The sequence below is a fragment of the Streptomyces yongxingensis genome (assembly GCF_055597465.1).
Map to the genome: position 1 here is coordinate 5,764,376 of NZ_CM145717.1, position 25,632 is coordinate 5,790,007.

General features: G+C 71.9%; 19 protein-coding genes. 14 read left to right on the forward strand and 5 right to left on the reverse strand.

The window, feature by feature from the left end; all coding sequences use genetic code 11:
• Positions 1–145: 145 nt before the first annotated feature.
• Positions 146–1,915 carry a phosphomethylpyrimidine synthase ThiC gene (thiC, locus tag ACZ6TD_RS24785; RefSeq protein ID WP_471341711.1) on the forward strand — a complete coding sequence of 590 codons (1,770 nt, stop codon included), beginning with the start codon at positions 146–148 and terminating at the stop codon, positions 1,913–1,915.
• A 133-nt stretch (positions 1,916–2,048) separates the two neighbouring features.
• Here thiC and ACZ6TD_RS24790 read toward each other — a convergent pair whose 3' ends face one another.
• The 4 genes from ACZ6TD_RS24790 to ACZ6TD_RS24805 form a co-directional block, all read right to left on the reverse strand.
• Positions 2,049–2,921 carry a BRO-N domain-containing protein gene (locus tag ACZ6TD_RS24790; RefSeq protein WP_471341713.1) on the reverse strand — a complete coding sequence of 291 codons (873 nt, stop codon included), beginning with the start codon at positions 2,919–2,921 and terminating at the stop codon, positions 2,049–2,051.
• Positions 2,922–3,040: 119 nt separating this feature from the next.
• Positions 3,041–3,889 carry a hypothetical protein gene (locus ACZ6TD_RS24795; protein WP_471341714.1) on the reverse strand — a complete coding sequence of 283 codons (849 nt, stop codon included), beginning with the start codon at positions 3,887–3,889 and terminating at the stop codon, positions 3,041–3,043.
• A 191-nt stretch (positions 3,890–4,080) separates the two neighbouring features.
• Complete coding sequence (locus ACZ6TD_RS24800; RefSeq protein ID WP_471341716.1) at positions 4,081–5,316, reverse strand: metallophosphoesterase; 1,236 nt, start codon at positions 5,314–5,316, stop codon at positions 4,081–4,083.
• Positions 5,317–5,547: 231 nt separating this feature from the next.
• The gene (locus ACZ6TD_RS24805) at positions 5,548–6,648 is read right to left on the reverse strand and encodes a LacI family DNA-binding transcriptional regulator (protein WP_471341718.1); all 1,101 of its coding nucleotides are present in this window, start codon (positions 6,646–6,648) and stop codon (positions 5,548–5,550) included.
• Positions 6,649–7,053: 405 nt separating this feature from the next.
• Here ACZ6TD_RS24805 and hisC point away from each other — a divergent pair, with 405 nt between their 5' ends.
• From hisC to ACZ6TD_RS24835, 6 genes are all read left to right on the forward strand, one after another.
• The gene (gene hisC, locus ACZ6TD_RS24810) at positions 7,054–8,133 is read left to right on the forward strand and encodes a histidinol-phosphate transaminase (protein ID WP_471341719.1); all 1,080 of its coding nucleotides are present in this window, start codon (positions 7,054–7,056) and stop codon (positions 8,131–8,133) included.
• A 274-nt stretch (positions 8,134–8,407) separates the two neighbouring features.
• Positions 8,408–10,015, forward strand: coding sequence for a cytochrome ubiquinol oxidase subunit I (locus ACZ6TD_RS24815; protein WP_471341721.1), 1,608 nt, complete (start codon positions 8,408–8,410; stop codon positions 10,013–10,015).
• 28 nt (positions 10,016–10,043) lie between these two features.
• Positions 10,044–11,045: a cytochrome d ubiquinol oxidase subunit II gene (gene cydB, locus ACZ6TD_RS24820; RefSeq protein WP_471341722.1), complete on the forward strand. Its 1,002-nt coding sequence runs from the start codon at positions 10,044–10,046 to the stop codon at positions 11,043–11,045.
• 19 nt (positions 11,046–11,064) lie between these two features.
• Positions 11,065–14,799, forward strand: coding sequence for a thiol reductant ABC exporter subunit CydD (cydD, locus tag ACZ6TD_RS24825; RefSeq protein ID WP_471341723.1), 3,735 nt, complete (start codon positions 11,065–11,067; stop codon positions 14,797–14,799).
• A gap of 463 nt (positions 14,800–15,262) precedes the next feature.
• Positions 15,263–16,987 carry a GAF domain-containing sensor histidine kinase gene (locus ACZ6TD_RS24830; RefSeq protein ID WP_471341724.1) on the forward strand — a complete coding sequence of 575 codons (1,725 nt, stop codon included), beginning with the start codon at positions 15,263–15,265 and terminating at the stop codon, positions 16,985–16,987.
• A gap of 292 nt (positions 16,988–17,279) precedes the next feature.
• Complete coding sequence (locus tag ACZ6TD_RS24835; RefSeq protein ID WP_471341725.1) at positions 17,280–18,122, forward strand: hypothetical protein; 843 nt, start codon at positions 17,280–17,282, stop codon at positions 18,120–18,122.
• An 87-nt stretch (positions 18,123–18,209) separates the two neighbouring features.
• On the opposite strand, the gene ACZ6TD_RS24840 is transcribed toward ACZ6TD_RS24835, so the two are convergent.
• The gene (locus tag ACZ6TD_RS24840; RefSeq protein ID WP_471341726.1) at positions 18,210–19,091 is read right to left on the reverse strand and encodes an HAD hydrolase family protein; all 882 of its coding nucleotides are present in this window, start codon (positions 19,089–19,091) and stop codon (positions 18,210–18,212) included.
• A 225-nt stretch (positions 19,092–19,316) separates the two neighbouring features.
• On the opposite strand from ACZ6TD_RS24840, the gene ACZ6TD_RS24845 reads away from it, so the two are divergent.
• From ACZ6TD_RS24845 to ACZ6TD_RS24875, 7 genes are all read left to right on the forward strand, one after another.
• A complete protein-coding gene (locus tag ACZ6TD_RS24845; RefSeq protein ID WP_471341727.1) occupies positions 19,317–20,225 on the forward strand; it encodes an LLM class flavin-dependent oxidoreductase in 909 nt (302 codons plus the stop codon).
• A 108-nt stretch (positions 20,226–20,333) separates the two neighbouring features.
• Positions 20,334–21,242, forward strand: a complete 909-nt coding sequence (htpX, locus tag ACZ6TD_RS24850) for a zinc metalloprotease HtpX (protein WP_020870031.1) — start codon at positions 20,334–20,336, stop codon at positions 21,240–21,242.
• Between the two features lie 3 nt (positions 21,243–21,245).
• On the forward strand, positions 21,246–21,830 hold the full coding sequence (pspAB, locus tag ACZ6TD_RS24855; protein ID WP_471341730.1) for a PspA-associated protein PspAB: 585 nt from the start codon (positions 21,246–21,248) through the stop codon (positions 21,828–21,830).
• Between the two features lie 175 nt (positions 21,831–22,005).
• Entirely contained in the window at positions 22,006–22,569 is a 564-nt protein-coding gene (locus ACZ6TD_RS24860) for a hypothetical protein (protein ID WP_471341732.1), read from the forward strand.
• Between the two features lie 115 nt (positions 22,570–22,684).
• Positions 22,685–23,809 (forward strand): ABC transporter ATP-binding protein, encoded by a 1,125-nt coding sequence (locus tag ACZ6TD_RS24865; RefSeq protein WP_471341733.1) that lies wholly within the window; start codon positions 22,685–22,687, stop codon positions 23,807–23,809.
• A complete protein-coding gene (locus tag ACZ6TD_RS24870; protein ID WP_470003139.1) occupies positions 23,799–24,698 on the forward strand; it encodes an ABC transporter permease in 900 nt (299 codons plus the stop codon). The genes ACZ6TD_RS24865 and ACZ6TD_RS24870 overlap by 11 nt, the downstream gene beginning before the upstream one ends.
• Complete coding sequence (locus ACZ6TD_RS24875) at positions 24,695–25,621, forward strand: ABC transporter ATP-binding protein (RefSeq protein ID WP_138914843.1); 927 nt, start codon at positions 24,695–24,697, stop codon at positions 25,619–25,621. Before ACZ6TD_RS24870 ends, ACZ6TD_RS24875 begins: the two co-directional genes overlap by 4 nt.
• The last annotated feature ends 11 nt before the right edge of the window (positions 25,622–25,632 follow it).

The window sequence follows — 25,632 nt, forward strand, 5'->3', positions numbered from 1 at the left end:
AGCGCTGTGGATAAACCGTTAGCGTGGTGACGAACCTTTGCAATCGCGGGAGCTCGGAGCACCGGGCTGAGAGGGCGCTGACGCTGACAGCTGCGCCGACCGCTGAACCTGTTACCGGGTAATGCCGGCGTAGGGAGTGGGTCTCATGACTCAGCAGGATGCACCATCGCGCACCGAGAAGGCCGAATTCGGCTGGCATAAGGGGTATGTCACGGGTTCGCGCCCGGACCTCCAGGTCCCGGTCCGCCGCGTGCACCTCACCAACGGCCAGGACGTGACGCTGTACGACACCTCCGGCCCGTACACCGACCCCACCATCGAGACGGATGTCCGCCGTGGCCTGGCGCCGCTGCGGCAGAACTGGATCGTCGCCCGCGGCGACACCGAGGAGTACGCGGGCCGTCCCGTCCGCCCCGAGGACGACGGGATCAAGCACACCTCGCCCCGCGGGGGACTGCGCAACCTCGACGCGGTCTTCCCCGGCCGTCCGCGCCAGCCACGGCGCGGCCGCCCGGGCGCCCCCGTGACCCAACTCGCCTATGCGCGGCGGGGCGAGATCACGGCGGAGATGGAGTACGTGGCGATCCGCGAGAACGTCTCCCCCGAGGTGGTCCGGGAGGAGATCGCGGCGGGCCGCGCCGTCCTCCCGGCCAATGTGAACCACCCGGAGATCGAGCCGATGATCATCGGCAAGCGGTTCCTGGTGAAGGTCAACGCCAACATCGGCAACTCCGCCGTCACCTCCTCCATCGAGGAGGAGGTCGAGAAGATGACCTGGGCGACCCGCTGGGGAGCCGACACGGTCATGGACCTCTCGACCGGCCGCAACATCCACACCACCCGCGAATGGGTGCTGCGCAACTCCCCGGTCCCCATCGGCACCGTGCCGCTCTATCAGGCGCTGGAGAAGGTCGACGGCAAGGCCGAGGAGCTGACCTGGGAGATCTACAAGGACACGGTCATCGAACAGGCCGAGCAGGGCGTCGACTACATGACCGTCCACGCCGGCGTCCGGCTGCCGTACGTCCCGCTGACCGCCCGCCGCAAGACCGGCATCGTCTCCCGCGGCGGCTCCATCATGGCGGCGTGGTGCCTCGCGCACCACCAGGAGTCCTTCCTCTACACCCACTTCGAGGAGCTGTGCGAGATCCTCGCGGCGTACGACGTCACCTACTCACTCGGCGACGGACTGCGCCCGGGGTCGATCGCCGACGCCAACGACGAGGCGCAGTTCGCGGAGTTGCGCACCCTCGGCGAGCTCAACCGGATCGCCAAGGAGCACGGCGTCCAGACGATGATCGAGGGCCCGGGCCATGTCCCGATGCACAAGATCAAGGAGAACGTCGACCTCCAGCAGGAGGTCTGCGAGGAGGCCCCCTTCTACACCCTGGGCCCCCTCACCACCGACATCGCCCCCGCCTACGACCACATCACCTCGGGCATCGGCGCCGCGATGATCGCCTGGTGGGGCACGGCGATGCTCTGCTACGTCACCCCCAAGGAGCACCTGGGCCTGCCGGACCGCGATGACGTCAAGACCGGCGTGATCACCTACAAGATCGCCGCCCACGCGGCCGACCTGGCCAAGGGCCATCCGGACGCCCAGGCATGGGACGACGCGCTCTCCGACGCGCGCTTCGAATTCCGCTGGGAGGACCAGTTCAACCTGGCCCTCGACCCGGACACGGCCCGCTCCTTCCACGATGAGACCCTCCCGGCGGAACCGGCCAAGACGGCACACTTCTGCTCGATGTGCGGGCCGAAGTTCTGCTCGATGAAGATCAGCAGAAGCATCACGGAGCAGTTCGGCGGCGACGCCGACGCGACGCCCGAGGAGATCGAGGCGGGCATGCTCCAGAAGTCCAGGGAGTTCGCGCAGGCGGGCAACCGCGTGTATCTGCCGATCGCGGACTGAGGCGCGGACGCGCAGGCCGAGATCGACGGTGGAGCCCGGCAAAGCAGCGCCTGCGGATCGCACCAGGCGATACGCTGCGGGGCGGGTCCGAAGCCGCAACTTGGATTTGCGACTTCGGACCCTCAGCGTGCGCTTACGCGGGCGGACGTTCGGCCACGTAGATCGGGTTCCCGCTGTCGGTCAGCCCGTTCTGACGGATGCACCGGTGCTTCTGGAGGAAGCGCAGACAGGCGTGCACCCGCTGCCGAGTGAGCCCCGTCTTGGCCGAGAGCGTCTCCAGAGAGTGGCCGATCTGCCCGGCTTCGGCCAGCGTGGGGAGGATGTAGACGGCCACCGCCCACACGTCCTCGGTGATGCTCAGCCGGGCCTTCCACTGTGCGAACAGGTCCTCCGTCCTGAGCCTCAGCTCCCGCTTGTCCGGCTCGGGCTCCTCGCCCGGTCGGCAGCCCAGGGCGTCGAGGATCTGTGACCATGCCTGCTCTGACCGGTGCAGGGACTCCAGCACCTCCGTATGGAAGCGTTCGGTCCGCGTCTCCAGTCGGACGATCGCGTCCATGAGCTCGCTCGGTGGAGTGGGGCGGGAGATCTCGGAGACTTCCAGCGCGTACGAGCCCTCGCGCTGGATGGTGGCGATCACTCTCGAGACCCACTGTTTGAAGGGCAGGCACGCGGGTTTGGTGCAGCCGTTCACCAACTGAATCAGCCCTTGCAGATTCACCAGATGCAAGTCTCGGCGCCACTCCCTACCTGCGGGAATGCTGAGACCGTAACGTGAGGTTACGTTCTCGAGCGTAGACTTTCCGCCAGCTTGTACATGATCGGCCAACGCCTTTCGCGGGTTGGTGTGGCCGAGTTCCGCGCAGACGTCGACCGTCGGGAACCAGTGTTCGCCGTCCGGCATGGTCAGCCGACGAAGCCGGGCCCCCGTGGCCGCGTAGACGAAGTCGTTGACGTCCATGGCGTCATGCCGGGCGGATGGGCCCGGCGGTGTGTTGTGTTTGCGCATCGCGCATCACCTCCACCGACGGACGCTAAACACCCCCGCCCATCAATTCCCCCGAATAGGCGGAAGTTCGCTCGATAGGCTGGTAATCGATCAATCCGCGGGCGAAACGCCCACCCGTGCTAATCCGGCTGGTGCTCCGGGCCGCCGTAGTCGGGGCTGGTGTAGTCCGGGCTGCTGTAGCGGGGGCGGGCCTTGGGGCCTTCGCCGTCGGTGCTGAAGCCGGGGCGGCTGTAGCCGAGGTGGGGGGTGCGGCTGACCGCCTCGGGGTTGGTCGGGACGTACGCGGAGGGGGACGGGGCCGAGGGGTTGGCCAGGGCCTCGCGGAGGAACGGCAGGATGCCGCGCTCCAGCAGGGCCTCGCGCCAGACCTCTCTGGCGCGGTCCACCTCCTCCAGCCGCTCGCTGCGCGCCTCGCCGCGGACCGCGCTGGAGCCGTTGCGCAGCGCGGTCAGGAGCAGTCCGACGGCGGCGATCAGGATGCCCGCGGCGGTCAGCGCGGCGAAGAACCAGCCCGCGGTGACCATCGGCTGGGCGATGGACGGGGCCGGGTCCAGGACGTTGAGGACGTAGCCGACGATGAGGAAGATGATCGCGGCGGCGCCGGCGAGCACCGGGGCCAGCACCGCGAGCATGGCCACGAGCCCGGCCCCCGCGGCGTCCTGCATCGCGCCGGCGAGCCCCACCGTGCCGTCCGGCTGCTCGCGCCCGCCCACGTCCCCGGCGAGCGGGAAGAGCGGCGCGGGCTCGCGCAGTTTGGCGCGAGTCTCGCGGTAGTTCTGGTACTCGTCGGCCGCGCATGCCGCTATCGCGGCCGATGCCCCGAGCGCCATCGTGCGCAGCTGCTCGGCAGTGAGCCGCTGCCCGATACCGCTGAGGTCCGGGCGACGGTCCGCGGTGCGCAGTGCCTCGTCGAGAACCCGCTCGAACTCCGGGCGGTCCTCGGTCAGCAGGTGCGGAGCGCTTTTCATGGTGCATCCCCCGATGCTCCGTAGGGCCGTGACGGCCGGCTTTCGCCGGGCAGTCGGGCGGAAACGGAGGAGAGCCTGCGACGGATAAGCCGATGGTAGAGCCGATCCGGCGCGGGGTGACAGCAAGTTTCCCGAATTGCTCCCGCGCCGGTGAAACTCTCTATCTGCCCCGGACAGTGTCCGCTGAATCCTCAGTTCGCCAGGGGGAGTTGAACGACCAGCAGTTTTCCGGCCATCGTGATGCCGCCGTCCATGGCCACCGCGAGATTGTCCGCGTAGACATGCGGGCCCTCGACCGCGGGCGCGCCGCCGTCCTCGCCGTCCTCGGAGCCGACCTCGCCGAGCAGATACGGGATGGGGCTGTGGCCGTGGACGATGCGCTCCCCGCCGTAGGTGTCGAGCAATTCGCGGACCGCCGTGGGCCCCGCGTCCTCGTCGCGGAAGGCGAACCGCTTGGTGAATTTGCGGAACAGGTCCCAGCACTCGTCGGCGTCGCTGCGCTGGAGTGTCTCGGTGACGGTGTCGTTGACGGCCTCGATCGAGTCGCCGTACTCCAGATAGGCGGTGGTGTCGGAGTGGACCAGCAGATGGCCGTCCTCCTCCGCCATCGCGTCCAGCCGGGACATCCACTGGAGGTGGTGGTCCTCGAGCCTCTCCATGTCGGTGCGCTGGCCGCCGTTGAGGAGCCAGGCCGCCTGGAAGGAGGCGGTTCCGGCACCGGAGTTGACCGGCGTGTCGCCGAACCGCTTGGCGCCGATCAGCAGCAGCTCGTGATTGCCCATCAGCGCCTTGCAGTAGCCGCCCGCGGCGGCGGCCTCGGCGGAGAGCTGCATGACCAGGTCGATGACGCCGATGCCGTCGGGGCCGCGGTCGGTGAAGTCGCCGAGGAACCACAACCGGGCGTTCCCCGCGGACCAGTTGCCCTTGGCGTCGATCAGGCCCTCGGCGGCGAGCGCCTCGCGCAACTCCTCGTGGTAGCCGTGGACATCGCCCACGACGTAGAGCGGTCCGGGGCCCTCGTCCTGGGCCAGCGGGCCGTCCTCGGGCTCGGGCACCGGGGTGAGCGCCACGGTGGGGCGGTCCTGCGGCGGGACCAGCGGGGTGTCCGGGATGGTGTGCCCCGGGCCCATGACCGGGAGCCGCTCGGTCGGGGTGTACTCGGCGGGCAGGGGCGTGGGCGTGTCCGGCGCGGGCGCCCCGGGCGCCGGTGCGCCAGGAGCGGGTGCGGGCACGCCGGGAGCGGGCCCCTCGGGCGCGGACGCGGGCGGCGGCACGGGCGCGGCAGGGCCCGGCGCGGTGGGCGCGGACCCGGGCGGCACGGCACCGGGCGCGACCATGCCGGGCGGGGTGTGCGCCCCGTACGCGGGCACAGGAGGGATCGCAGCCGTGGTCCCTGCCGTGGCTTCCAGACCGGCCCCCTGAGTCATCGACCCCTCCACCATCACGCCGCCGTGCCACCTTGTGGACCTTGCCTGGTCGACGGCGGTCCGCGGTGTCGTCCGCCCATCATAGGAATGACCGTGAGGGCTTGTGACGCACCAGGGTGCCGTCAATCGCTGCTCGCTCCTGCTTCGTCGGACTTTTATCCCGGATTGGCCCGGTAGGGGAAGCCCATTGGCCTCAGGTCCTCCTCGGGTCATCCTTGAGTCGCCCTCAGGTCAGCCTCCAGCGCGGCTGCGCGGGGCGCTGACCGTCGTACGCGGCGGACGGCGCTGTGAGGACGTCCGCACCATCAATTCGGTGGGTATGACCTGCTCAACGGGCTGGTCGGTGTCAAGGCCCTCGATGGCGTCGATGAGCAACTGGACGACCGCCGTGCCGATCCGGCGGGGTTTGAGTGAGAGGGTCGTGATGGGCGGCTCGGTGGTGCGGTAGACGGTCGATTCGCTGCAGCACACCAACAGCAGGTCGTCCGGGACGCGCAGTCCGTAGCGGCGGGCGGCGGCGAGCAGATCGGTGCCGTTGGGGTCGAAGAGGCCGTAGACCGCGTCGGGGCGGTCGGGGCGGGCGAGCAGCCGGTCGGCGGCGACGGCACCGGCACAAGGGTCGTGGGCCGGGTACGCCTCATAGACCGGATCCTGTCCCACCCGTTCGCACCACTGCAGGTACGCCGTGGTGGACAGCCGGGTGTAGGTGTCGGTGGAAGTCCCGGTGAGCAGTCCGACCCGGCGGGCGCCGGCCTCGGCGAGATGGTCGAGCAGTCCCAGCACCGCCGCCTCGTGGTCGTTGTCGACCCAGGCGGTGACGGGGAGGGCACCGGCGGGGCGGCCGTCGCTGACGACGGGGATGCCCTGGCGTAAGAGCTCGGTGACGACCGGATCGTGGTCGGAGGGGTCGATCACCACGGTGCCGTCGAGGGCGACGTTGGACCACACGTCGTGGCGGGAGGTGGCGGGGAGGATGACGAGGGCGTAGCCGCGCGCCAGCGCGGCGGAGGTGGCGGCCCGCGCCATCTCGGCGAAGTAGGCGAACTCGGTGAAGGTGAAAGGTTCATCCCCGTACGTGGTCACGGTCAGGCCGATGAGGCCGGACTTGCCGGTACGGAGGGTGCGGGCCGCTGCGGACGGGCGATAGCCCAGCCGCTCGGCGACCTCGCGGACATGGCGGCGGGTGGCCTCCGGGAGCCGGCCCTTGCCGTTGAGCGCGTCGGAGACGGTCGTGATCGAGACCCCGGCGGCGGCGGCCACGTCCCGGATGCCCGCCCGCCCTAACCGGCGGCCGGCCGACCGGCTCACCTGGTGCTTCCCTGCTGCTGTCATGGCCAGCCGATAGTAGGGCGCGGGTGGGCGGGTTGCGCGATTCCGCCATCGGTATTCGGAAGGCACGTTTCTGCATGAGCGCCTCCCTCAATTCCCTTGGAAGTGAAGCCAGTTGGGGGTTCCACCGGGCCTCTGATCGCCCCTGGCATATCCACGCCTGCTGATTGATACATGTCTCGAAGAGGTCTCAACTCACCTGCACGGGTGATGCGCGCCACGGCGCTCGCCACCGGCGCGCGTGAAAAAGCGGGGCGCTCCCCCCGGTGGATACGCGGGCGCCGGGGGCGGATACGCGGCGGCGCCCGGCGGGTACGCGAGACGGGGGAATCCTCATAAGGTGTGCAGTATTGCCGTGTGCGAACGCTGTGCACGGCCCGGGACAGGATGGGTCGAGGAGGACTGTCGGTGACCGAGAAGAGCCCCAAGCTGCGCGCCGCGCTGGACGGCATTCCGACGTACAAGCCCGGCAAGCCGGCCGCCGCGGGCGGCCCCCTGGCCTTCAAGCTCTCCTCCAACGAGAACCCCTATCCGCCGCTGGCCGGGGTGCTGGAGACCGCCGCGAACGCCGCCGCCTCCTTCAACCGCTACCCGGACCTCGCCTGCACCGCCCTGATCGCCGAGCTGGCGAGCCGCTTCGACGTACCGCTGGAGCATCTGGCCACCGGGACCGGCTCGGTCGGCGTGGCCCAGCAACTGGTCCAGTCCACGGCGGGGCCGGGCGATGAGGTGATCTACGCCTGGCGGTCCTTCGAGGCATATCCGATCATCACTCAGATCGCCGGGGCGACGTCGGTGCGGGTCCCGCTGAACGACGCCGAGGAGCACGACCTGGAGGCGATGGCGGACGCCATCACCGACCGCACCCGGCTGATTTTCGTCTGTAACCCCAACAACCCGACCAGCACCGTGGTGCGCCGGGCCGAGCTGGAGCGGTTCCTGGAGCGGGTGCCGTCCGATGTGCTGGTGGTGCTGGACGAGGCGTACATCGAGTTCATCCGGGACGAGCGGGTCCCCAACGGGATCGACCTCTACCGGGACCGGCCGAATGTGTGTGTGCTGCGCACCTTCTCCAAGGCGTACGGCCTGGCCGGGCTGCGGGTCGGCTTCGCGATCGCCCACGAGCCGGTGGCGGCGGCGCTGCGCAAGACGGCGGTGCCGTTCGGCGTCAGCCAGCTCGCCCAGGACGCGGCGGTGGCCTCGCTGCGCAGCGAGGACGCGCTGCGGGAGCGGGTGGACGCGCTGGTCACCGAGCGGGGCCGGGTGTGGGAGGCGCTGACCGCCCAGGGGTGGACGGTCCCGGACTCGCAGGCGAACTTCGTCTGGCTGCGGCTGGGGGAGCGTACGGCCGACTTCGCAGCGGTGTGCGAGGCGGCGGGCGTGGTGATCCGTCCGTTCCCGGGTGAGGGGGTGCGGGTGACCATCGGCGAGCGCGAGGCGAACGAGATCTTCCTGCGGACGGCGGAGGAGTACCGCAAGGAGCTCTGAGCCGGGCGGAACCGGCGCTGCGCGGGTCGGCCGGGTCGGCCGCCGCGCGGAACGGCTCGGCCGCCCATCGGAGCCGTCGAGGGGCCCATCGGTACGGGCCTCGCAAGGTCCCAACGGCCCCTCCGTAAGGTGCGCAGCATACCCATACGTGCCCCATTCGCCCCCTACCACCCCCGGTGGGAGGGGGCGAAGCCGTGTGCGTATCATTGCTTGTGAATGTGAATACGTTCACAAGCTCGCTCGCGGGCAGGCACGACCGTAAGGAGAGATTCAGGTGAATCTGGCTCTGGCGCCGGAGACGCTGGCCCGATGGCAGTTCGGCATCACGACGGTCTACCACTTCCTCTTCGTGCCGCTGACGATCTCTCTCGCCGCGATCACGGCGGGTCTGGAGACCGCCTGGGTCCGCACGGGCAAGGAGAAGTACTTCCACGCCACCAAGTTCTGGGGGAAGCTCTTCCTGATCAACATCGCGATGGGTGTGGTCACCGGGATCGTGCAGGAGTTCCAGTTCGGTATGAACTGGTCGGACTACTCCCGCTTCGTCGGTGATGTCTTCGGCGCCCCGCTCGCGATGGAGGCCCTGCTGGCCTTCTTCTTCGAGTCCACCTTCATCGGTCTGTGGATCTTCGGCTGGGACAAGCTGCCCAAGAAGATCCACTGCGCCTGCATCTGGATCGTCGCGCTCGGCACGATCCTCTCGTCGTACTTCATCCTGGCCGCCAACTCCTGGATGCAGCATCCGACCGGCTACACCATCGACAAGGCCACCGGAAAGGCCCAGCTCACCGACATCTGGGCGGTGCTGACCCAGAACACCACCCTGGTCGTGGTCTTCCACACGCTGACCGCGGCCTTCCTCACCGGCGCCGCCTTCATCATCGGGATCTCCTCCTTCCATCTGCTGCGGGCCAAGCGCCGCCGGGAGCGCGGTGAGGAGCTGGGTGAGCGGCGGAAGAAGCAGATCGGGGCGATGCGGGCCTCGCTGCGGGTGGGCCTGGTGGTCGCGGTCATCGCGGGGTTCGGCACGGCGATCAGCGGTGACCAGCTGGGCAAGGTGATGTTCGAGCAGCAGCCGATGAAGATGGCGGCGGCCGAGGCCCTCTGGGACACCCAGGCGCCCGCGCCCTTCTCGGTCTTCGCCGTCGGCGATGTCAGCAAGGGGCACAACAGCGTCGAGCTGGAGGTCCCCGGGGTGCTCTCCTTCCTGGCGCACAGCAACTTCACCGACTCCGTCCCCGGTATCAACGACATCGCCCAGCGCGAGGCCGACGCCTACGGCGGTCAGCCCGACGACTACATCCCCAGCATCTTCATGACCTTCTGGGGCTTCCGGCTGATGATCGGCTTCGGGATGACCTCGTTCGTCGCCGGGCTGATCGGGCTGTGGACGACCCGCCGCAAGCGGTGGCTGGCGCCCGCGTTCCGCACCGGCGAGGACGAGGTGCCCCGGCTCATGCTCACCAAGAAGCGCGAGATGGGCCCGGTGCTGTCCACCTGGTCCTGGCGGATCGGCATCCTCACCATGGGCTTTCCGCTGATCGCCAACTCCTTCGGCTGGATCTTCACCGAGATGGGCCGGCAGCCCTGGGCGGTCTACGGGCTGATGAAGACCGCCGACGCGGTCTCCCCCGGCGTCAGCCAGGCCGAGGTGCTGATCTCGCTCGGTGTCTTCACGCTGCTGTACGGGGTGCTGGCGGTGATCGAGGTGCGGCTGCTGACCACGTACGCCAAGGCCGGACCGGACATCGACGAGAAGCCGCCCGCCAAGGACCCGAAGCTGCGGCTGCCCTCGAGCGGTCCGGGTGGTCCTGGCCGTCCGGACGGCGGGGCCTCCGCCGAGGACGAGGACGCCGACAAGCCGCTGACCTTCGCGTACTGACGGCCGGAGAGGATCACCGGAGAGGATCATGCACCTTCACGACGTCTGGTTCCTGCTGATCGCCTTCCTCTGGACGGGCTACTTCTTCCTGGAGGGCTTCGACTTCGGCATCGGCGTGCTGACCAAGCTGCTCGCCCGCGACCGCACCGAGCGCCGGGTCCTGATCAACACGATCGGGCCGGTGTGGGACGGCAATGAGGTCTGGCTGATCACGGCGGGCGGGGCGACCTTCGCCGCCTTCCCTGACTGGTACGCGACGCTCTTCAGCGGCTTCTATCTGCCGCTGCTGGCCATCCTGGTCTGCCTGATCCTGCGCGGTGTCGCCTTCGAGTACCGGCACAAGCGCCCCGAGGACCGCTGGCAGCGCAACTGGGAGCATGCGATCTTCTGGTGCTCGCTGCTGCCCGCGTTCCTCTGGGGAGCGATCTTCGCCAATCTGGTGCACGGGGTGCCGATCGGCCGCGACGGGAACTACGCGGGCGGTCTGTCGGATCTGCTCACGCCGTACGCCCTGCTGGGCGGGGTGGTCACGCTGGTGCTGTTCACCTTCCACGGCGCCGTCTTCGCCGCGCTCAAGACGGACGGGGACATCCGGACCAGGGCGCGGCGGTACGCGGCCCGGCTCGGGTCGGCCACCGTTGTGGTCGCGGTGCCGTTCCTGGTCTGGACGCAGGGCGACAGCGGGAACACCCGGAGTCTGGTGGCGGTCGTCATCGCCGTTCTGGCGCTGGCCGCCGCGCTGATCATGAACGGGCGGGGGCGTGAGGGATGGGCGTTCGGGTTGTCCGGGGTGGCCGTCGCGGCGGCCGTCGCGATGCTCTTCCTGGCGCTCTTCCCCGAGGTCATGCCCTCTTCGCTGGACCCGGCGTGGAGCCTGACGGCGGCGAACGCGGCCTCCAGTCCTTACACGCTCAAGATCATGACGTGGGTCGGCGCCATCATGATGCCGCTGATCATGGCCTATCAGGCGTGGACGTACTGGGTCTTCCGTAAGCGCATCGGCACCCGGCACATCCCCGCCGCCCACTGACGCGGGTGCGGTGTTTCACGTGAAACCAATCGACCCCCGACTGCTGCGGTACGCACGGGCCACCCGCTTCTTCCTGGCCGCCTCCGTGGCGCTGGGCCTGGCCGGAGCGGGACTGGTCATCGCGCAGGCGATGCTGATCGCCGAGATCGTGGTGGGCGCCTTCCAGCGGGGCGACGGCGTGACGGCGCTGACGCTTCCGCTGGGGCTGCTGGCGCTGGTCGCCGCCGGCCGGGCGGTCGTCTCCTGGCTGACCGAGCTGGCCGCCCATCGGGCCGGTGTGGCGGTCAAGTCGGAGCTGCGGCTGCGGCTGCTGGAGCGGGCCGTACGGCTGGGGCCGAGCTGGCTGGACTCCCAGCGGACCGGTGAACTCACCACCCTCGCCACCCGGGGCATCGACGCGCTGGACGACTACTTCGCGCGCTATCTGCCCCAGTTGGGGCTGGCCGTGGTGGTGCCGGTGGCGGTGCTCGCCCGGATCGTCACCGCGGACTGGATCTCCGCGCTGATCATCGTCGCCACGCTGCCGCTGATTCCGCTGTTCATGGTGCTCATCGGCTGGGCCACCCAGTCCCGGATGGACCGTCAGTGGCGGCTGCTGTCCCGGCTGTCCGGGCACTTCCTCGATGTCGTCGCCGGGTTGCCCACCCTCAAGGTCTTCGGCCGGGCCAAGGCCCAGGCCGCCTCCATCCGTGCGATCACGGGTGACTACCGGCGGGCCACGCTCAAGACGCTGCGGCTGGCCTTTCTGTCCTCCCTGGCCCTGGAACTGCTCTCCACGGTGTCGGTCGCCCTGGTCGCGGTCGACATCGGAATGCGGCTGGTGCACGGCGACATGGACCTCTTCACCGGGCTGGTGGTGCTGGTGCTCGCCCCCGAGGCGTATCTGCCGCTGCGGCAGGTGGGCGCGCAGTACCACGCGGCGGCGGAGGGGCTGACGGCGGCGGACGAGGTCTTCGCGGTGCTGGAGCGCGAGCCCTCGGGGGCGGGCGGCTCGCCCGCGCCCGACGCCCGGGGTGCCGCGCTGGCGCTGGACGGGCTGGTGGTCCGCCACCCCGGGCGCACCGAGCCGTCCCTCGCCCGGACCTCGTTCGAGATCCGCCCGGGGGAGACGGTCGCCGTCGTGGGCCCCAGCGGCGCCGGGAAGTCGACCCTGCTGAACGCCGTGCTCGGCTTCACGGCGCCGCACGAGGGCCGGGTGCTGATCGGGGACCGGGACCTGGCCTCCCTGGACCCGGAGAGCTGGCGGCGCCAGATCGCCTGGGTGCCCCAGCGCCCGTACCTCTTCGCCGGGACGATCGCGGAGAACGTCCGGCTGGCCCGGCCGGACGCCGACGCCGAGGCGGTACGGGCCGCCCTGCGGGACGCGGACGCCCTGCGTTTCGTCTCCGCGCTGCCGGACGGGATCGAGACCCGGCTGGGTGAGATGGGTGCCGGACTCTCCGCGGGCCAGCGCCAACGCATCGCCTTGGCCCGCGCCTTCCTGGCCGACCGCCCGGTGCTGCTCCTGGACGAGCCGACGGCGAACCTGGACGGCGAGACGGAGGCGTCTGTCGTCGGGGCGGTACGCCGCCTCGCCGAGGGGCGCACGGTCCTGCTGGTCGTCCACCGTCCGGCACTGCTGCCGCTGGCGGACCGGGTGCTGCGTCTGCCGGGGCCGGGCCGGGGTTCCGGGGCTGCTGCCCCTGGTGGGCCGGCCGTCCTGCCCGCGGCTGGGCGCGCGTCAGCGGCGGGCGCCATCCGCCCAGGGCCGACCGTCTCGCTCCGGCCCGCCTCCGACGGGGACGGCGTCCGCCGATCCGTCGCGCGCGCGGCCGGGCGCCCGCGCGCGGAGGCGTGTGGAACCGCGCTGGAGGCGACTACGGGTGTGGGGCGGACCTCCGCCGCCGCGCACGAGCTGAGGGCGGACGGCGGACCCGGTGGGCGGCTGGGCGCTGCGCGGCCCGGGCCGGACGGTACGGGCCTGAGCGCGCCGGACGGCTCGACCACGCGTCCGCGCCGGGGCGCGTTGGCGCGGGTGCGGGGGGCCGCGCATGGGGGTCGGGGGCGGTTTGGGCTGGCGTTGTCGCTGGGGAGCCTCGCCCTGCTGAGCGCGGTCGGGCTGATGGCCGTGTCCGGGTGGCTGATCTCGCGGGCCGCGCAGCAGCCGCCCGTGCTCTATCTGATGGTGGCGGTCACCGCGACCCGGGCGTTCGGGATCGGCCGGGCCGTCTTCCGCTACGCCGAGCGCCTGGTCTCGCACGACGCCGTGCTGCGGGTGCTGGCCGAGCTGCGGGTCGCCGTCTACCGGAGGCTGGAGCGGCTGGCGCCCGCCGGGCTCGGCCGGACGCGCCGCGGCGATCTGCTCTCCCGGCTGGTGGCCGATGTGGACACCGTGCAGGACTACTTCCTGCGCTGGCTGCTGCCGGTCGGCACCGCCCTGACCGTCGGCGCGGCCTCGGTGGGCTTCCTCACCTGGGTGCTGCCCGAGGCCGGGGCCGTGCTGGCGGTGGGGCTGCTGGTGGCGGGGGTCGTGGTGCCCGCCGTGTCCGGGGCGCTCGCGCGGCGCGCGGAGCGTCGGCTGGCACCGGCGCGCGGTGCCCTGTCGGCGCAGGTCGTGGATCTGCTCGCGGGGACCGCCGAGTTGGCCGTCGCGGGCGCGCTGCCGCGCCGGCTGGACGCGGTGCGACGGGCCGACGGGGTGCTCACCCGGATCGCCCGGCGGACGGCGGCCGCCGCCGGTACGGGCGCCGGGCTGTCCGCGCTGGTCTGCGGTCTTACCGTGGCGGCCGCGGCGTGGGTGGGGGTGCCGGCCGTGGCGGACGGCCGGATCCACGGGGTGTGGCTGGCGGTCGTGGTGCTGACCCCGCTCGCCGCCTTCGAGGCCGTCGCGGGGCTGCCGCTCGCGGTGCAGCACCGGCAGCGGGTGCGGCGGGCCGCGGAGCGGGTGTACGAGGTGGTGGACGAGCCGAATCCGGTGCGCGAGCCCGACGAGGCGCGGCGCGAGGAGGCGCCGAGCGCGCCGTATCCGCTGGTGCTGCGCGGGATCACCGCCCGCCACCCCGGGCAGTCCGCCCCCGCCCTGGACGGGTTCGGGCTGGAGCTGTACCCGGGCCGCCGGGTCGCGGTCGTCGGCCCGTCGGGTGCGGGCAAGACCACCCTCGCCCAGGTGCTGCTCCGCTTCCTGGACACCGAGGGCGGCACGTACACCCTGGCGGGCCGGAACGCCGCCGCCCTGGACGGGGACGCGGTGCGGCGGCTGGTCGGCCTCTGCGCCCAGGACGCCCATGTCTTCGACAGCTCGCTGCGCGAGAACCTGCGGCTGGCGTGTCCCGGTGCGAGCGATGACGAGCTGCGCGCGGCGCTGGCCGCGGCCCGGTTGCTGGACTGGGTGGACGGGCTGCCGGACGGCCTGGACACGCTCGTCGGAGAGCAGGGCGCACGGCTCTCCGGCGGCCAGCGGCAGCGGCTGGCGCTGGCCCGCGCGCTGCTGGCGGACTTCCCGGTGCTGGTCCTGGACGAGCCCGCCGAGCACCTGGACCTGCCCACGGCCGACGCCCTGACGGCCGACCTGATGTCGGCGACCCAGGGGCGCACCACCGTCCTGATCACGCACCGGCTGGCGGGCCTGGACGCGGTGGACGAGGTGATCGTCCTCGACGGCGGCCGGGCCGTCCAGCGCGGGTCGTACGAGGAACTGGCCTCGGCCGACGGCCCGTTCCGCCGGATGCTGGAACGCGAGGCGGTGGAGGGCGGAGCCCTGGTGGGCGCCGGGTAGCCGGGTGAGGGTGAGAGCCTGTCCGGCGGGTCTTGCCGCCTGCGGCGGGCTGCTCCCCTCCCCGCCCCTTCCCTCAACTGGGGCTCCGCCCCAGACCCCGAGGGGCCTGCGATGGCTGGCATGCGCGCCCCGCTGGGGGCGTCCCCCGCACCGGACGAGCGGCCCTGCGGCGTCTGCCGCCGCCCCGGAGCCCAGGGGCGAAGCCCCTGCCGCGAGGCGGAGCCGCATGTCGATGCGGCGGGAAGGGGCGGGGAGGCGAAAGCATCGATATGCGGCTCCGCCGCGCGGCTCGCCGAGCCCTACGGGGCCCCGAAGATCCGCCGCACAGGCGCGCGGCCGGACAGGGGCGTGAGCTGCCGCATGGGGTGGCCCGGGGTCGCCCTGCGGCGCCCCGGAAGCGGTGGAAGCGGGGCCCAGCGCCGCCAACAGGGCGTTTACCTGCGGCACTCATTAGGCTCGACGCATGGCGGCCGCTGCCCCCTCCCCCGACCCCCTGGATGTGGCCGCGGAGGCGACCCGCGGTCTGCGGGGGCTGTCCACCGAGCTCACGGCGCGGCTGCCGCGGCTGCTGGCGGCGATGCGCTCGCTCGGCACGGGTCCGGACGCGCACACCGTCCTCGACCGGATCGTCCGCACCGCGGCCGAGTTGGCGGGCGCCCGCCGCGCCGCGATCGGGGTGCACCACGCCGAGGGCGACGCCGCCGCGGGCCAGGGCCTGGCCGATGTGGTCACGTACGGCGTGACCGAGGCCGACCGGGAGCGGTGCGCGGAGCTGCTCGCCGACGCACGGCGCACCGGTACGCCCTCGGCCACCGAGCCGCCGGGCTCGTCCCAGCCGTCGGGCTCGTCCCAGCCGTCGGGCCGGTCCCAGCGGCCGGGCTCGTACCTCACCGTTCCGCTGCGCGTCGGGGAGGAGACCTTCGGCATCCTCTGTCTCGCCGAGAAGCGGGACGGCGGTCCGTTCACCGACTCCGACCGGCATCTGGTCGAGGTGCTGGCGACCGAGGCGGGGATCGCCATCGGTCACACCCGTATCCAGGGGGCCACCCGGCAGCGCGAGCGCTGGATCGAGGGGGCGGTGGCCGTGACCCAGGCGGTGCTGTCCGGCGGTGCCGGGGACGGGCCGGCCGTGGTCGCCGAGAAGGCCCGGGAGCTCGCGGACGCGGCGGTGGGCATCGTGCTGCTGCCGGAGGACGGCGGTGGCGGGCTGAAGGCCGTGGCGGTGGCCGCCGATGAGCGGTCCGGGCTGCTCGGCGCGGTGCTTCCGGCCCGTTCCCCGGCCGTGCCGAGGCTGCTGGCCGGCCAGCCGGTCCTCATCGAGGACCCGGCCGCCGACCCGCTGCTCGGCACCGGCGCCCCCGGGCGCTACGGGCCGAGCATGATGGTGCCGCTGAGCAGCGGGGACCAGGTGCTCGGCGTGCTGGCCACGGCGCGGGAGCCCGACGCGGACCCGTTCACCGCCACCGAGCGCACCCTGGCCGCCCAGTTCGCGGCGCAGGCCGCGGTCGCGCTGGTGCTCGCCGAGGCGCAGCGCGACCGGGAGCGGCTCGCGGTCCTCGAGGAGCGCGACCGGATCGCCCGCGATCTCCACGACCTCGTCGTCCAGCGGCTCTTCGCGACCGGGATGCTGCTGGAGAGTGCGGAGCGCCAGTCGGACGCGCCGGAGGTGCGGGAGCGCATCGAGCGGGCCGTCGAGGAGCTGGGCGCCACCATCCAGGAGGTACGGACGGCGATCTCCGCGCTGCAGCAGACCCCGCCCGAGACGCCGCCCGGCCTGCGCGGCCGGGTACTGCGGGAGGTCAGGGCGGCCGCCGTGCCGCTGGGCTTCCAGCCGTCGCTGACCTTCGTGGGCCCGGTGGACGACCTGGTCGTGTCCGTGACCGGCGCCCACCTCGTAGCGGCGCTGCGCGAGGCGCTCTCCAACGCCCTCCGGCACGCCCGGGCGGAGTGGATCGAGGTGGTCGTGGACGCCACCGCGCGGCTCGCGGACGGACGGCCGGCGGTCCGGCTGACGGTCGCGGACGACGGGGTGGGCGTGCCCGCGGACGGGCGGCGCAGCGGTCTGGCGAATCTGGCGCGTCGGGCCGAGGCGCTCGGCGGATCGAGCGGCTTCGGCCCCGGACTCGGAGAGGGCGGCCGCGGAACGACGGTGGTCTGGGAGGCGCCGCTGCCGGGCGAGGCGGCTTGAGGGGCTGGCGCCGGGCCGGGGGCCTGACGGCTGCTCGCGGGCGGAGGGGCCTGACGGCTGCTGGCCGGGTGACGGGTCTGATGGGTCGCGGTACTGCTGACATGCCGCCGTGGGGCGGTGGCTGTCGCCCGCCCGGCCCAACTCCTCACCTGCGCGGTCCAACTATCGGCTCGTCAGAATGCAGACCGCCGGAACCGTGGGTGAGATGAGGCTCGCGGGCCGTTCGGTCCTTACGTATCCCATCGCACTCCGCGACAGATGGTGGCCCGACCGCGGGGAAGGAAGTCATGACGTGAACAGCCAGAGCCCTACTCCTCATCGTTCCCGGACGCGCCGCCGGGTCCTCTTCGCCTCCGTCGCGGCAGCGGCGGCCATCTCCAGCCAGCTGCTGACCATGGCGCCCGCCGCGCTGGCGGATGACCCGGCGGGGCTCGGCGTCGGCCGTCCCAAGCCGCCGCAGCCGCCGACCGTCATCCACGGGGTGCAAGAGTTCACCGCGGACGGGACCTTCACGGCGCCGCCGGGGCTCACCTCGGTGCACCTCCAGGCATGGGGTGCGGGCGGCGGTGGCGGCGGCGGTGGCGGCGCTGGCGGCGGTGGCACGATGGCCGCAGCCGGCGGTAACGGCGGTGGCGGCGGGTCCGGCGGCTTCACCTGGTGCGTCCTCCCGGTGACGCCGTTCGGCGTCTACACGGTGCACCTGGGCACCGGTGGCACCGGTGGCACCGGCGGTGCCGGTGGCCTTGCGGTGAACACCCCCGGACAGCCCGGTACGGCCGGCACCGCCGGCACCGCCACGACGGTGTCGAACACCAGCGGCACCCAGGCCACCGCCACGGGTGGCACCGGTGGTCAAGGTGGTGGCGGCGGCACCGCCACCGCGGGCACCGCGGGCACGGGCGGCATCGGCGGCAACGGCACCTGCAACAGCGTCTTCGCGGTCAACCGGAGCGGTGAGAACGGCGAGACCGGCGGCGAGGGCGGCGACGCGGTCGACGGCATCGTCGAACTGCCCCCGACGAACAGCAGCGAGGGCGGCGACGGCGGTCTCGGCGGCGCCGGTGGCACCACCCCGGGCGGTAAGGGCACCAACGGCCAGAGCGGCGGCAACGGGTACGCGGTGTTCTTCTGGTAGATCGACCCCGGTCGTATGCGACCGCCCCCCGGCCCGCGCGGGCCGGGGGGCGGTTCCACGTGGCCGGTCGGGCGATTCCCGGTCGGGCTATCCGGCCAGGATCCGCTCGATGACGGCGGCGACGCCGTCCTCGGTGTTGGCGCCCGTGCGGTGGGTGGTCGCGGCGAGCACATCCGGATGGGCGTTGGCCATCGCGTACGAGGTGCCCGCCCACATCAGCATCTCCAGGTCGTTGGGCATGTCCCCGAACGCCACGACCTCCGCGGCCGAGATCCCGCGCTCGGCACAGCATCGGGCCAGGGTGCTGGCCTTGCTGACCCCGAGACCGCTGACCTCCAGCAGGGCGGACGGGCTGGAGCGGGTGAAGTCGCCGTGGGCCCCGGCCACCGAGCGGGCCAGGTGGAGGAAGTCGTCGGGCGCGAGCTCGGGGTGGTGGGCGAGCAGCTTGAGGACCGGCATGTCGGCGTGCGCGAATCCGTTGTGGAGCAGCTTCTCGGCGGGGGCGACGATCGCGCCCGGGTCGAGGTGGAAGGGCGGGTACCGCGGTTCGTAGAAGATCCCGCCGCTGCGCTCGACCGCGAAGGAGGTGCCGGGGGCGGCCTCGCGCAGCGCCTCCACGATGGCGAGGGCCCGGTCGGTGGCGAGCGGGCGGACCTCGACCGGCAGCCCGCCCTGGTGCAGATCGACGACGGCGGCGCCGTTGGCGCAGATCGCCAGGCCGTGGCCGTGCACATGGGCGCTGACGACGTCCATCCAGCGGGCCGGGCGGCCGGTGACGAAGAACACCTCGATGTCCGCCCGCTCGGCCGCCGCGAGCGCCGCCACGGTGCGGTCGGAGACCGTCTTGTCGTCCCGCAGCAGAGTGCCGTCGAGGTCGGTGGCGATCAGCCGGGGCCGGGCCGGGGCGGGGCGGAAACGCTCTGGGGCCGGGGTGTTCGGCCGGTCGGTCGCAGAAGTCACGGCAACCATCCTCCCGCATATGCCGCTCATCGGTGAGGGCACGGTGCTCGGGTGGGCCTGCTCGGGTGCGCTTCCTCGGGTGCGCTTCCTCGGACGCGCTCGCCCGGGTAGGTCCGCCGGCGCCGCCCCGGGCGTCTCGTCGGTACGGCTCGGACGGTTCGGACGGTTCGGACGGCTCGGACGGCTCGGACGGCTCGGTACGGCGTTGTCACACCCACCGCTTAGGCTCGCGGTATGCGAGTGAGCACCGTGATCCTGCCCATCCACCGCTGGTCCGAGGGCGGCCGGGAGATATGGCAGCGCGCCGAGGAGCTGGGTTTCCACGCCGCGTACACCTATGACCACCTGTCCTGGCGCAGCTTCCGCGACGGCCCCTGGTTCGGGGCGGTCCCCACGCTGACGGCGGCCGCCGCGGCGACCTCGCGGCTGCGCCTGGGCACCCTCGTCACCTCCCCGAACTTCCGGCATCCGGTGACGCTGGCCAAGGAGCTGATCACGCTGGACGACGTGTCCGGCGGGCGGATCACCCTCGGCATCGGCGCGGGCGGCTCCGGCTTCGACGCGACGGCGCTGCTGCGCGGCGGCGAGGAGCCGTGGTCGCCCCGGGAGCGGGCGGACCGGTTCGGCGAGTTCGTCGAGCTGCTCGACCGGCTGCTGACGCACGACGCGGTGACGTACGAGGGCACGCACTACAGCGCGCACGAGGCGCGCAACATCCCCGGCTGTGTGCAGCGGCCGCGGCTGCCGTTCGCGGTGGCCGCCACCGGTCCGCGCGGGCTGCGGCTCGCGGCGCGGTACGGCCAGGCGTGGGTGACCACGGGCGATCCGAAGGTCTCCGAGACGGGCACCCCGGCCGATTCGCTGGCCGCCATCGGCGGTCAGATCGACCGGCTGGGCAAGGCGTGCGCGGAGGCCGGGCGGGACGCCGGCGACCTCGACAAGATCTTTCTCACCGGCTTCACCCCGGACGGCACAGGGCCGCTGAGCTCAGTGGACGCCTTTGTGGACTTCGCCGGGCGCCACGCCGAGCTGGGCATCGAGGAGATCGTGCTGCACTGGCCGATCCCCGATTCGATCTTCGCGGCCGACCTCGGGGTCTTCGAGAAGATCGCCACGGAGGGTGCGGCGCACATAGCGGGGTAAGCGGTACGGCTTGTGGAATTAAGGGCGACAGCGCACGGCGCGGATCGCCCGATAAGCGGCAGAATCGGGTATAGAGCCTTTGGCGTCGTGTCACTGGGGAGGCATCCCATGCCGCATACCCGCTATGCCCCGGACCGTGGGCTGACCACGCGCATGGTCACGACGATGTTCTTCATCGGGCTGCTCTATGTGGTCTTCATCGGCGTGCTGCTCGCCGTGTTCAAGGGTGCCTGGCCGCTGATCGTGATCATCGCGGGAGGGCTGTTCGTGGCGCAGTTCTGGTTCAGTGACCGGATCGCGGCGTTCAGCATGGGCGCCCGGGAGGTCACCCCGCAGCAGGCCCCCGAGCTGCACGGCGCGGTGGACCGGCTGTGCGCCCTCGCGGACATGCCCAAGCCCCGGGTGGCCATCGCCGACACCGATGTGCCGAACGCCTTCGCCACCGGGCGCAATCAGCGGAACGCGCTGGTGTGCGCCACCACAGGGCTGCTGCGGCGGCTGGAGCCGGAGGAGCTGGAGGGCGTGCTCGCCCATGAGCTGTCCCATGTGGCGCACCGCGATGTGGCGGTCATGACCATCGCCTCCTTCCTCGGGGTGCTGGCGGGCATCATGACCCGCGCGGCGCTGTGGGGCGGGCTCAGCCGAGGCAGCCGCAACAACAACGTGGGCATCGCGGTGCTGCTCATCCCGCTGATCAGCGCCGTGGTCTACGCGATCAGCTTCCTGCTGACCCGGCTGCTGTCCCGCTATCGCGAGCTGTCCGCCGACCGCGCCGGCGCGCTGCTGACCGGGCGGCCCTCGGCGCTCGCCGCCGCGCTCACCAAGGTGACGGGGCAGATGGCCCGGATCCCGACCCGGGATCTGCGCAAGGTCGAGCCGTACAACGCCTTCTTCTTCGCGCCCGCGCTCTCCGGGGAGAGCGTCAGCCGGCTGTTCTCCTCGCATCCGACGCTGGAGCGGCGGCTCGACCAGCTCGCCCGCATCTCCACCCAGCTGGGCCAGGCGGGAAGGGGCTGAGGCATGAGGCTGCTGGACGCCATCCTGGGCCGCAGCAAACCGGTGCGCCCCGACCTCGACCGGCTCTTCGGGCTCCCGGGGGCCGCGGTCAGCCTGGAGGCGGGGGCCGGGTTCACCCCGACCGGGCGGGGCTCGGTCTGCTTCGCGAGCGTGGAGGGCGGCGCCTTCTCCCAGCTCCAGCGGGATGTGCGGGAGCTGCTTGACGCGGACACGGACCGGGGCGGGGTGCCCGTGGAGTTCAGCCAGGACGCGTACGGCTACACCTGGCTGCTGGCCCGGCAGCGGCCGGACGATGTGGCCGGCCTGGTGAACGATCTGCACGCGGTCAATTCGCTGCTCCAGGACGGGGGGTTCGGCCCACAGCTCCTGTGCTCCCTGATCGGCTTCCAGGACACGGCGGGGCGTTCGCTCGCGCTGGTGTACCTCTACAAGCGCGGCACCTTCTACCCCTTCGCGCCGCTGCCGGGCGCCGCGGAGAAGCGGGACAACGCGCTGGAGCTCCAGATACGGGCGCTGCTCGGGGACGATCTGCGGATCGAGGAGGACCTCAGCCGCTGGTTCCCGGTCTGGGGCGCACCGGGTCTCTGACGTTCTCCCGCTCGGCCGGAAGGTCCGACTCCGGCCGGGTCTGTTCCCAACTCCCCTTCCCGCGGGGGAATCCACGGGCCGGGCAGCCCATCGGGCATAGGACCGGGCTCGCGGGGCACGTTCTCTCTTCGACACCCCACGACGGATTGTGACCGGACGCCCGGGGGAGGGTTAAATGAGTTACTTGCGCGGATTCATGCCATGGATCGCCCTCGCGATCGTGTCCACGCTGGGCTGGCAGTGGGGCGCCCTGGCCGGGCTGGTGCTGGGCGCGGCGATGCTGATCCGGGCCCGTCGGGCGGGCCTGGCCGCCGACGCCCTCATCCTCGAGTGCAGCACGGTGGCCTTCTTCACCGCGCTGACGATCTTCGCCTTCGCCCGCCCCGACAGTGGACTCAAGGACTACGTCGGGGCACTTGCGCTGAGCTGGCTGGCCGTCACCGCCTGGACGACGCTCGCCGTCGGGCGGCCCTTCACCACCGGTATCGCCCGGAGCCAGGCACCGCCCGAGGTGTGGGACACCTACGCGTTCAGGCACATCAATGTGGTGATCACCCGGGCCTGGTCCATCGCCTTCACCCTCTCCGCCGGAGCCATGGTCGTGGTCGTCTCCGCCGGTCTGGGTGTGGTGGCGGCGCTGGCGGTGCAGTGCGCCGGGTTCGTCCTTCCGGCTCTGTTCACCGCGTGGTACCCAGGATGGGCGCGGTCCCGTCTGGCTCCGGCCGCACATCGGGCATAAGCCACCGGACCGGCTGTGGATACCCTCGGTAACCCCCTCCGGTCGGGGCCTGTCCCCTACGGGCGCGTCAGACCCGAGGACGAGGCGAATCCCACCGTCTGGAGTGACGCCGCCTGTGTCTCACACCACTACCGTCGAACACGTGACTGTGATCGCCACCGAAAGTCTGAGCAAGCGGTTCCCCCGCGTCACCGCGCTCGACCGGCTGTCCGTCGACATCGCACCAGGGGTCACCGGCCTGGTGGGTGCCAACGGCGCCGGTAAGTCCACGCTGATCAAGATCCTGCTCGGGTTGTCCCCCGCCAGCGAGGGCCGCGCTTCCGTGCTCGGCCTCGATGTGGCGAAGGACGGCAGCGCCATCCGCGAAAGCGTCGGCTACATGCCCGAGCACGACTGTCTGCCGCCCGATGTCTCGGCCACCGAGTTCGTCGTCCACATGGCGCGGATGTCCGGGCTGCCGCCCTCCGCGGCCCGCGAGCGCACGGCCGACACCCTGCGCCACGTCGGGCTGTACGAGGAGCGGTACCGCCCCATGGGCGGCTACTCCACGGGCATGAAGCAGCGGGTCAAGCTGGCCCAGGCCCTGGTGCACGACCCGCGCCTGGTGCTGCTGGACGAGCCGACCAACGGACTGGACCCGGTCGGCCGCGACGAGATGCTCGGGCTGATCCGCCGGGTGCACACCGAATTCGGCATCTCGGTCCTGGTCACCTCGCATCTGCTCGGCGAGCTGGAGCGCACCTGCGACCATGTCGTGGTCATCGACGGCGGCAAGCTGCTCCGCTCCAGCTCCACCAGTGACTTCACCCAGGCCACGGCCTCGCTCGCGGTCGAGGTGACCGACACCGCCGACCACCCGGACGGCACCACGGCGCTGCGCACCGCGCTCGACCGGGCCGGGCTCACCGTCCAGCCGGCCGGCCGCGGCGCCGACGGGTCGCCCGGCTCCGACCATGTGATGCTGGTCGACGTCGCGGGCGAGGAGACGTACGACACGGTCCGCGACACCATCGCCGACCTCGGCCTCGGCCTGGTCCGCATGGAGCAGCGCCGCCACCGCATCGCGGAGATCTTCCGGTCCGACGACGAGGACGCGAGCGCCGCGGACGCCTCCGCGAGCGCCGCAGACGCCGCAGACGCCGCGGACGCCGCCGCGGATGCCCAGAAGGGCACAACGCCGTCCGGCGGACCGGCCGGCGCAAGCGCACACGGGAACGGAGGTGCCGTCGATGCCGCCTGAGACCGTGACCCAGCAGCGCGCCGACGTCATTCACAACATCGGCTACCGCCACTACGAGGGCCCGCGCCTCGGCCGCGCCTACGCCCGCCGCTCGCTCTTCTCCCAGAGCCTGCGCGGCGCCTACGGCCTCGGCCGCTCGGCCAAGTCCAAGGTCGCGCCGATGCTGCTGTTCGCCGTGATGTGCATGCCCGCCGCGATCATCGTCGCGGTGGCCATCGCCACCAGCGCGGACGAGCTCCCCGTCAAGTACACCCGCTACGCGATCATGCTGCAGGCCGTCATCGGCCTCTACACCGCCTCCCAGGCGCCGCAGTCCGTCTCCCGGGACCTCCGCTTCAAGACGGTCCCGCTCTACTTCTCGCGGCCCATCGAAACGATGGACTATGTGGTGGCGAAGTTCGCCGCCATGGCCTCCGCGCTGTTCATCCTCACCGGCGCGCCCCTGCTGATCCTCTACGCCGGGGCACTGCTCGCCAAGCTGGACTTCGCCGATCAGACGAAGGGCTTCGCACAAGGACTGGTCTCCGTGGCTCTGCTCTCGTTCCTCTTCGCCGGCATCAGCCTGGTCGTCGCCGCGCTCACCCCGCGCCGCGGCTTCGGCGTCGCCGCCGTCATCGCCCTGCTGACCATCTCCTACGGCGCGGTGTCCGCCGTCCAGGCCATCGCCTGGGACCAGGGCAACACCGGCCCGGTGAGCTGGATCGGGCTGTTCTCGCCGATCACCATCATCGACGGGGTGCAGACGGCGTTCCTCGGTGCCACCTCCTCCTTCCCCGGCGGGGTCGGCCCCGGCACCGGGACCGGACTCGTCTACGTCCTCGTTCTCCTCGGCCTGATCGCCGGCTCGTACGGGCTGCTGATGCGCCGCTACCGAAAGGTCGGCCTGTGACCACGATCGCCATCGACAACGTCTCCCGCTGGTTCGGGAACGTCGTGGCCGTCAACGACGTGACCATGGACATCGGCCCCGGTGTCACCGGGCTCCTCGGCCCCAACGGCGCCGGCAAGTCCACCCTCATCAACATGATGGGCGGCTTCCTGGCCCCCTCCACCGGGTCCGTGACCCTCGACGGCGCCCCGATCTGGCGCAATGAGCAGGCGTACCGCCACATCGGCATCGTCCCCGAGCGGGAGGCGATGTACGACTTCCTCACCGGCCGTGAGTTCGTGATCGCCAACGCCGAGTTGCACGGGCTGCCCGATCCGCGTGCCGCCGCCCGTAAGGCGCTCGACACCGTCGAGATGGACTACGCGGGCTCCCGGAAGATCGCCACGTACAGCAAGGGCATGCGCCAGCGCGTGAAGATGGCCTCCGCGCTGGTGCACGAGCCGTCGGTGCTCCTGCTGGACGAGCCGTTCAACGGCATGGACCCCCGGCAGCGGATGCAGCTGATGGATCTGCTGCGGCGGATGGGCGCGGAGGGCCGCACCGTGCTGTTCTCCTCGCACATCCTCGAGGAGGTCGAGCAGTTGGCGGCGCACATCGAGGTGATCGTCGCGGGGCGGCACGCCGCCTCCGGCGACTTCCGCAAGATCCGCCGGCTGATGACGGACCGTCCGCACCGCTATCTCGTCCGGTCCAGCGACGACCGCGCGCTCGCGGCCGCCCTGATCGCCGACCCGTCGACCACCGGTATCGAGGTCGACGCGAGCACCGGCGTCGACGGCGGGCTGCACATCCAGGCGGTGGACTTCGCCCGCTTCACCGAACTGCTGCCCCGGGTCGCCCGCGACCAGGGCATCCGACTCCTCACGGTCTCGCCCTCCGACGAGTCCCTGGAGAGCGTCTTCTCCTACCTCGTCGCGGCCTGAAAGGAGCCCAC

Excerpts from the sequence above, each read along its gene's own strand:
- thiC (WP_471341711.1), top strand. The coding sequence starts at position 146 with ATGACTCAGCAGGATGCACCATCGCGCACCGAGAAGGCCGAATTCGGC.
- ACZ6TD_RS24790 (WP_471341713.1), bottom strand. The coding sequence starts at position 2,921 with ATGCGCAAACACAACACACCGCCGGGCCCATCCGCCCGGCATGACGCC.
- ACZ6TD_RS24795 (WP_471341714.1), bottom strand. The coding sequence starts at position 3,889 with ATGAAAAGCGCTCCGCACCTGCTGACCGAGGACCGCCCGGAGTTCGAG.
- ACZ6TD_RS24800 (WP_471341716.1), bottom strand. The coding sequence starts at position 5,316 with ATGACTCAGGGGGCCGGTCTGGAAGCCACGGCAGGGACCACGGCTGCG.
- ACZ6TD_RS24805 (WP_471341718.1), bottom strand. The coding sequence starts at position 6,648 with ATGACAGCAGCAGGGAAGCACCAGGTGAGCCGGTCGGCCGGCCGCCGG.
- cydB (WP_471341722.1), top strand. The coding sequence starts at position 10,044 with ATGCACCTTCACGACGTCTGGTTCCTGCTGATCGCCTTCCTCTGGACG.
- ACZ6TD_RS24830 (WP_471341724.1), top strand. The coding sequence starts at position 15,263 with ATGGCGGCCGCTGCCCCCTCCCCCGACCCCCTGGATGTGGCCGCGGAG.
- ACZ6TD_RS24840 (WP_471341726.1), bottom strand. The coding sequence starts at position 19,091 with ATGGTTGCCGTGACTTCTGCGACCGACCGGCCGAACACCCCGGCCCCA.
- ACZ6TD_RS24845 (WP_471341727.1), top strand. The coding sequence starts at position 19,317 with ATGCGAGTGAGCACCGTGATCCTGCCCATCCACCGCTGGTCCGAGGGC.
- htpX (WP_020870031.1), top strand. The coding sequence starts at position 20,334 with ATGCCGCATACCCGCTATGCCCCGGACCGTGGGCTGACCACGCGCATG.
- pspAB (WP_471341730.1), top strand. The coding sequence starts at position 21,246 with ATGAGGCTGCTGGACGCCATCCTGGGCCGCAGCAAACCGGTGCGCCCC.
- ACZ6TD_RS24860 (WP_471341732.1), top strand. The coding sequence starts at position 22,006 with ATGAGTTACTTGCGCGGATTCATGCCATGGATCGCCCTCGCGATCGTG.
- ACZ6TD_RS24870 (WP_470003139.1), top strand. The coding sequence starts at position 23,799 with ATGCCGCCTGAGACCGTGACCCAGCAGCGCGCCGACGTCATTCACAAC.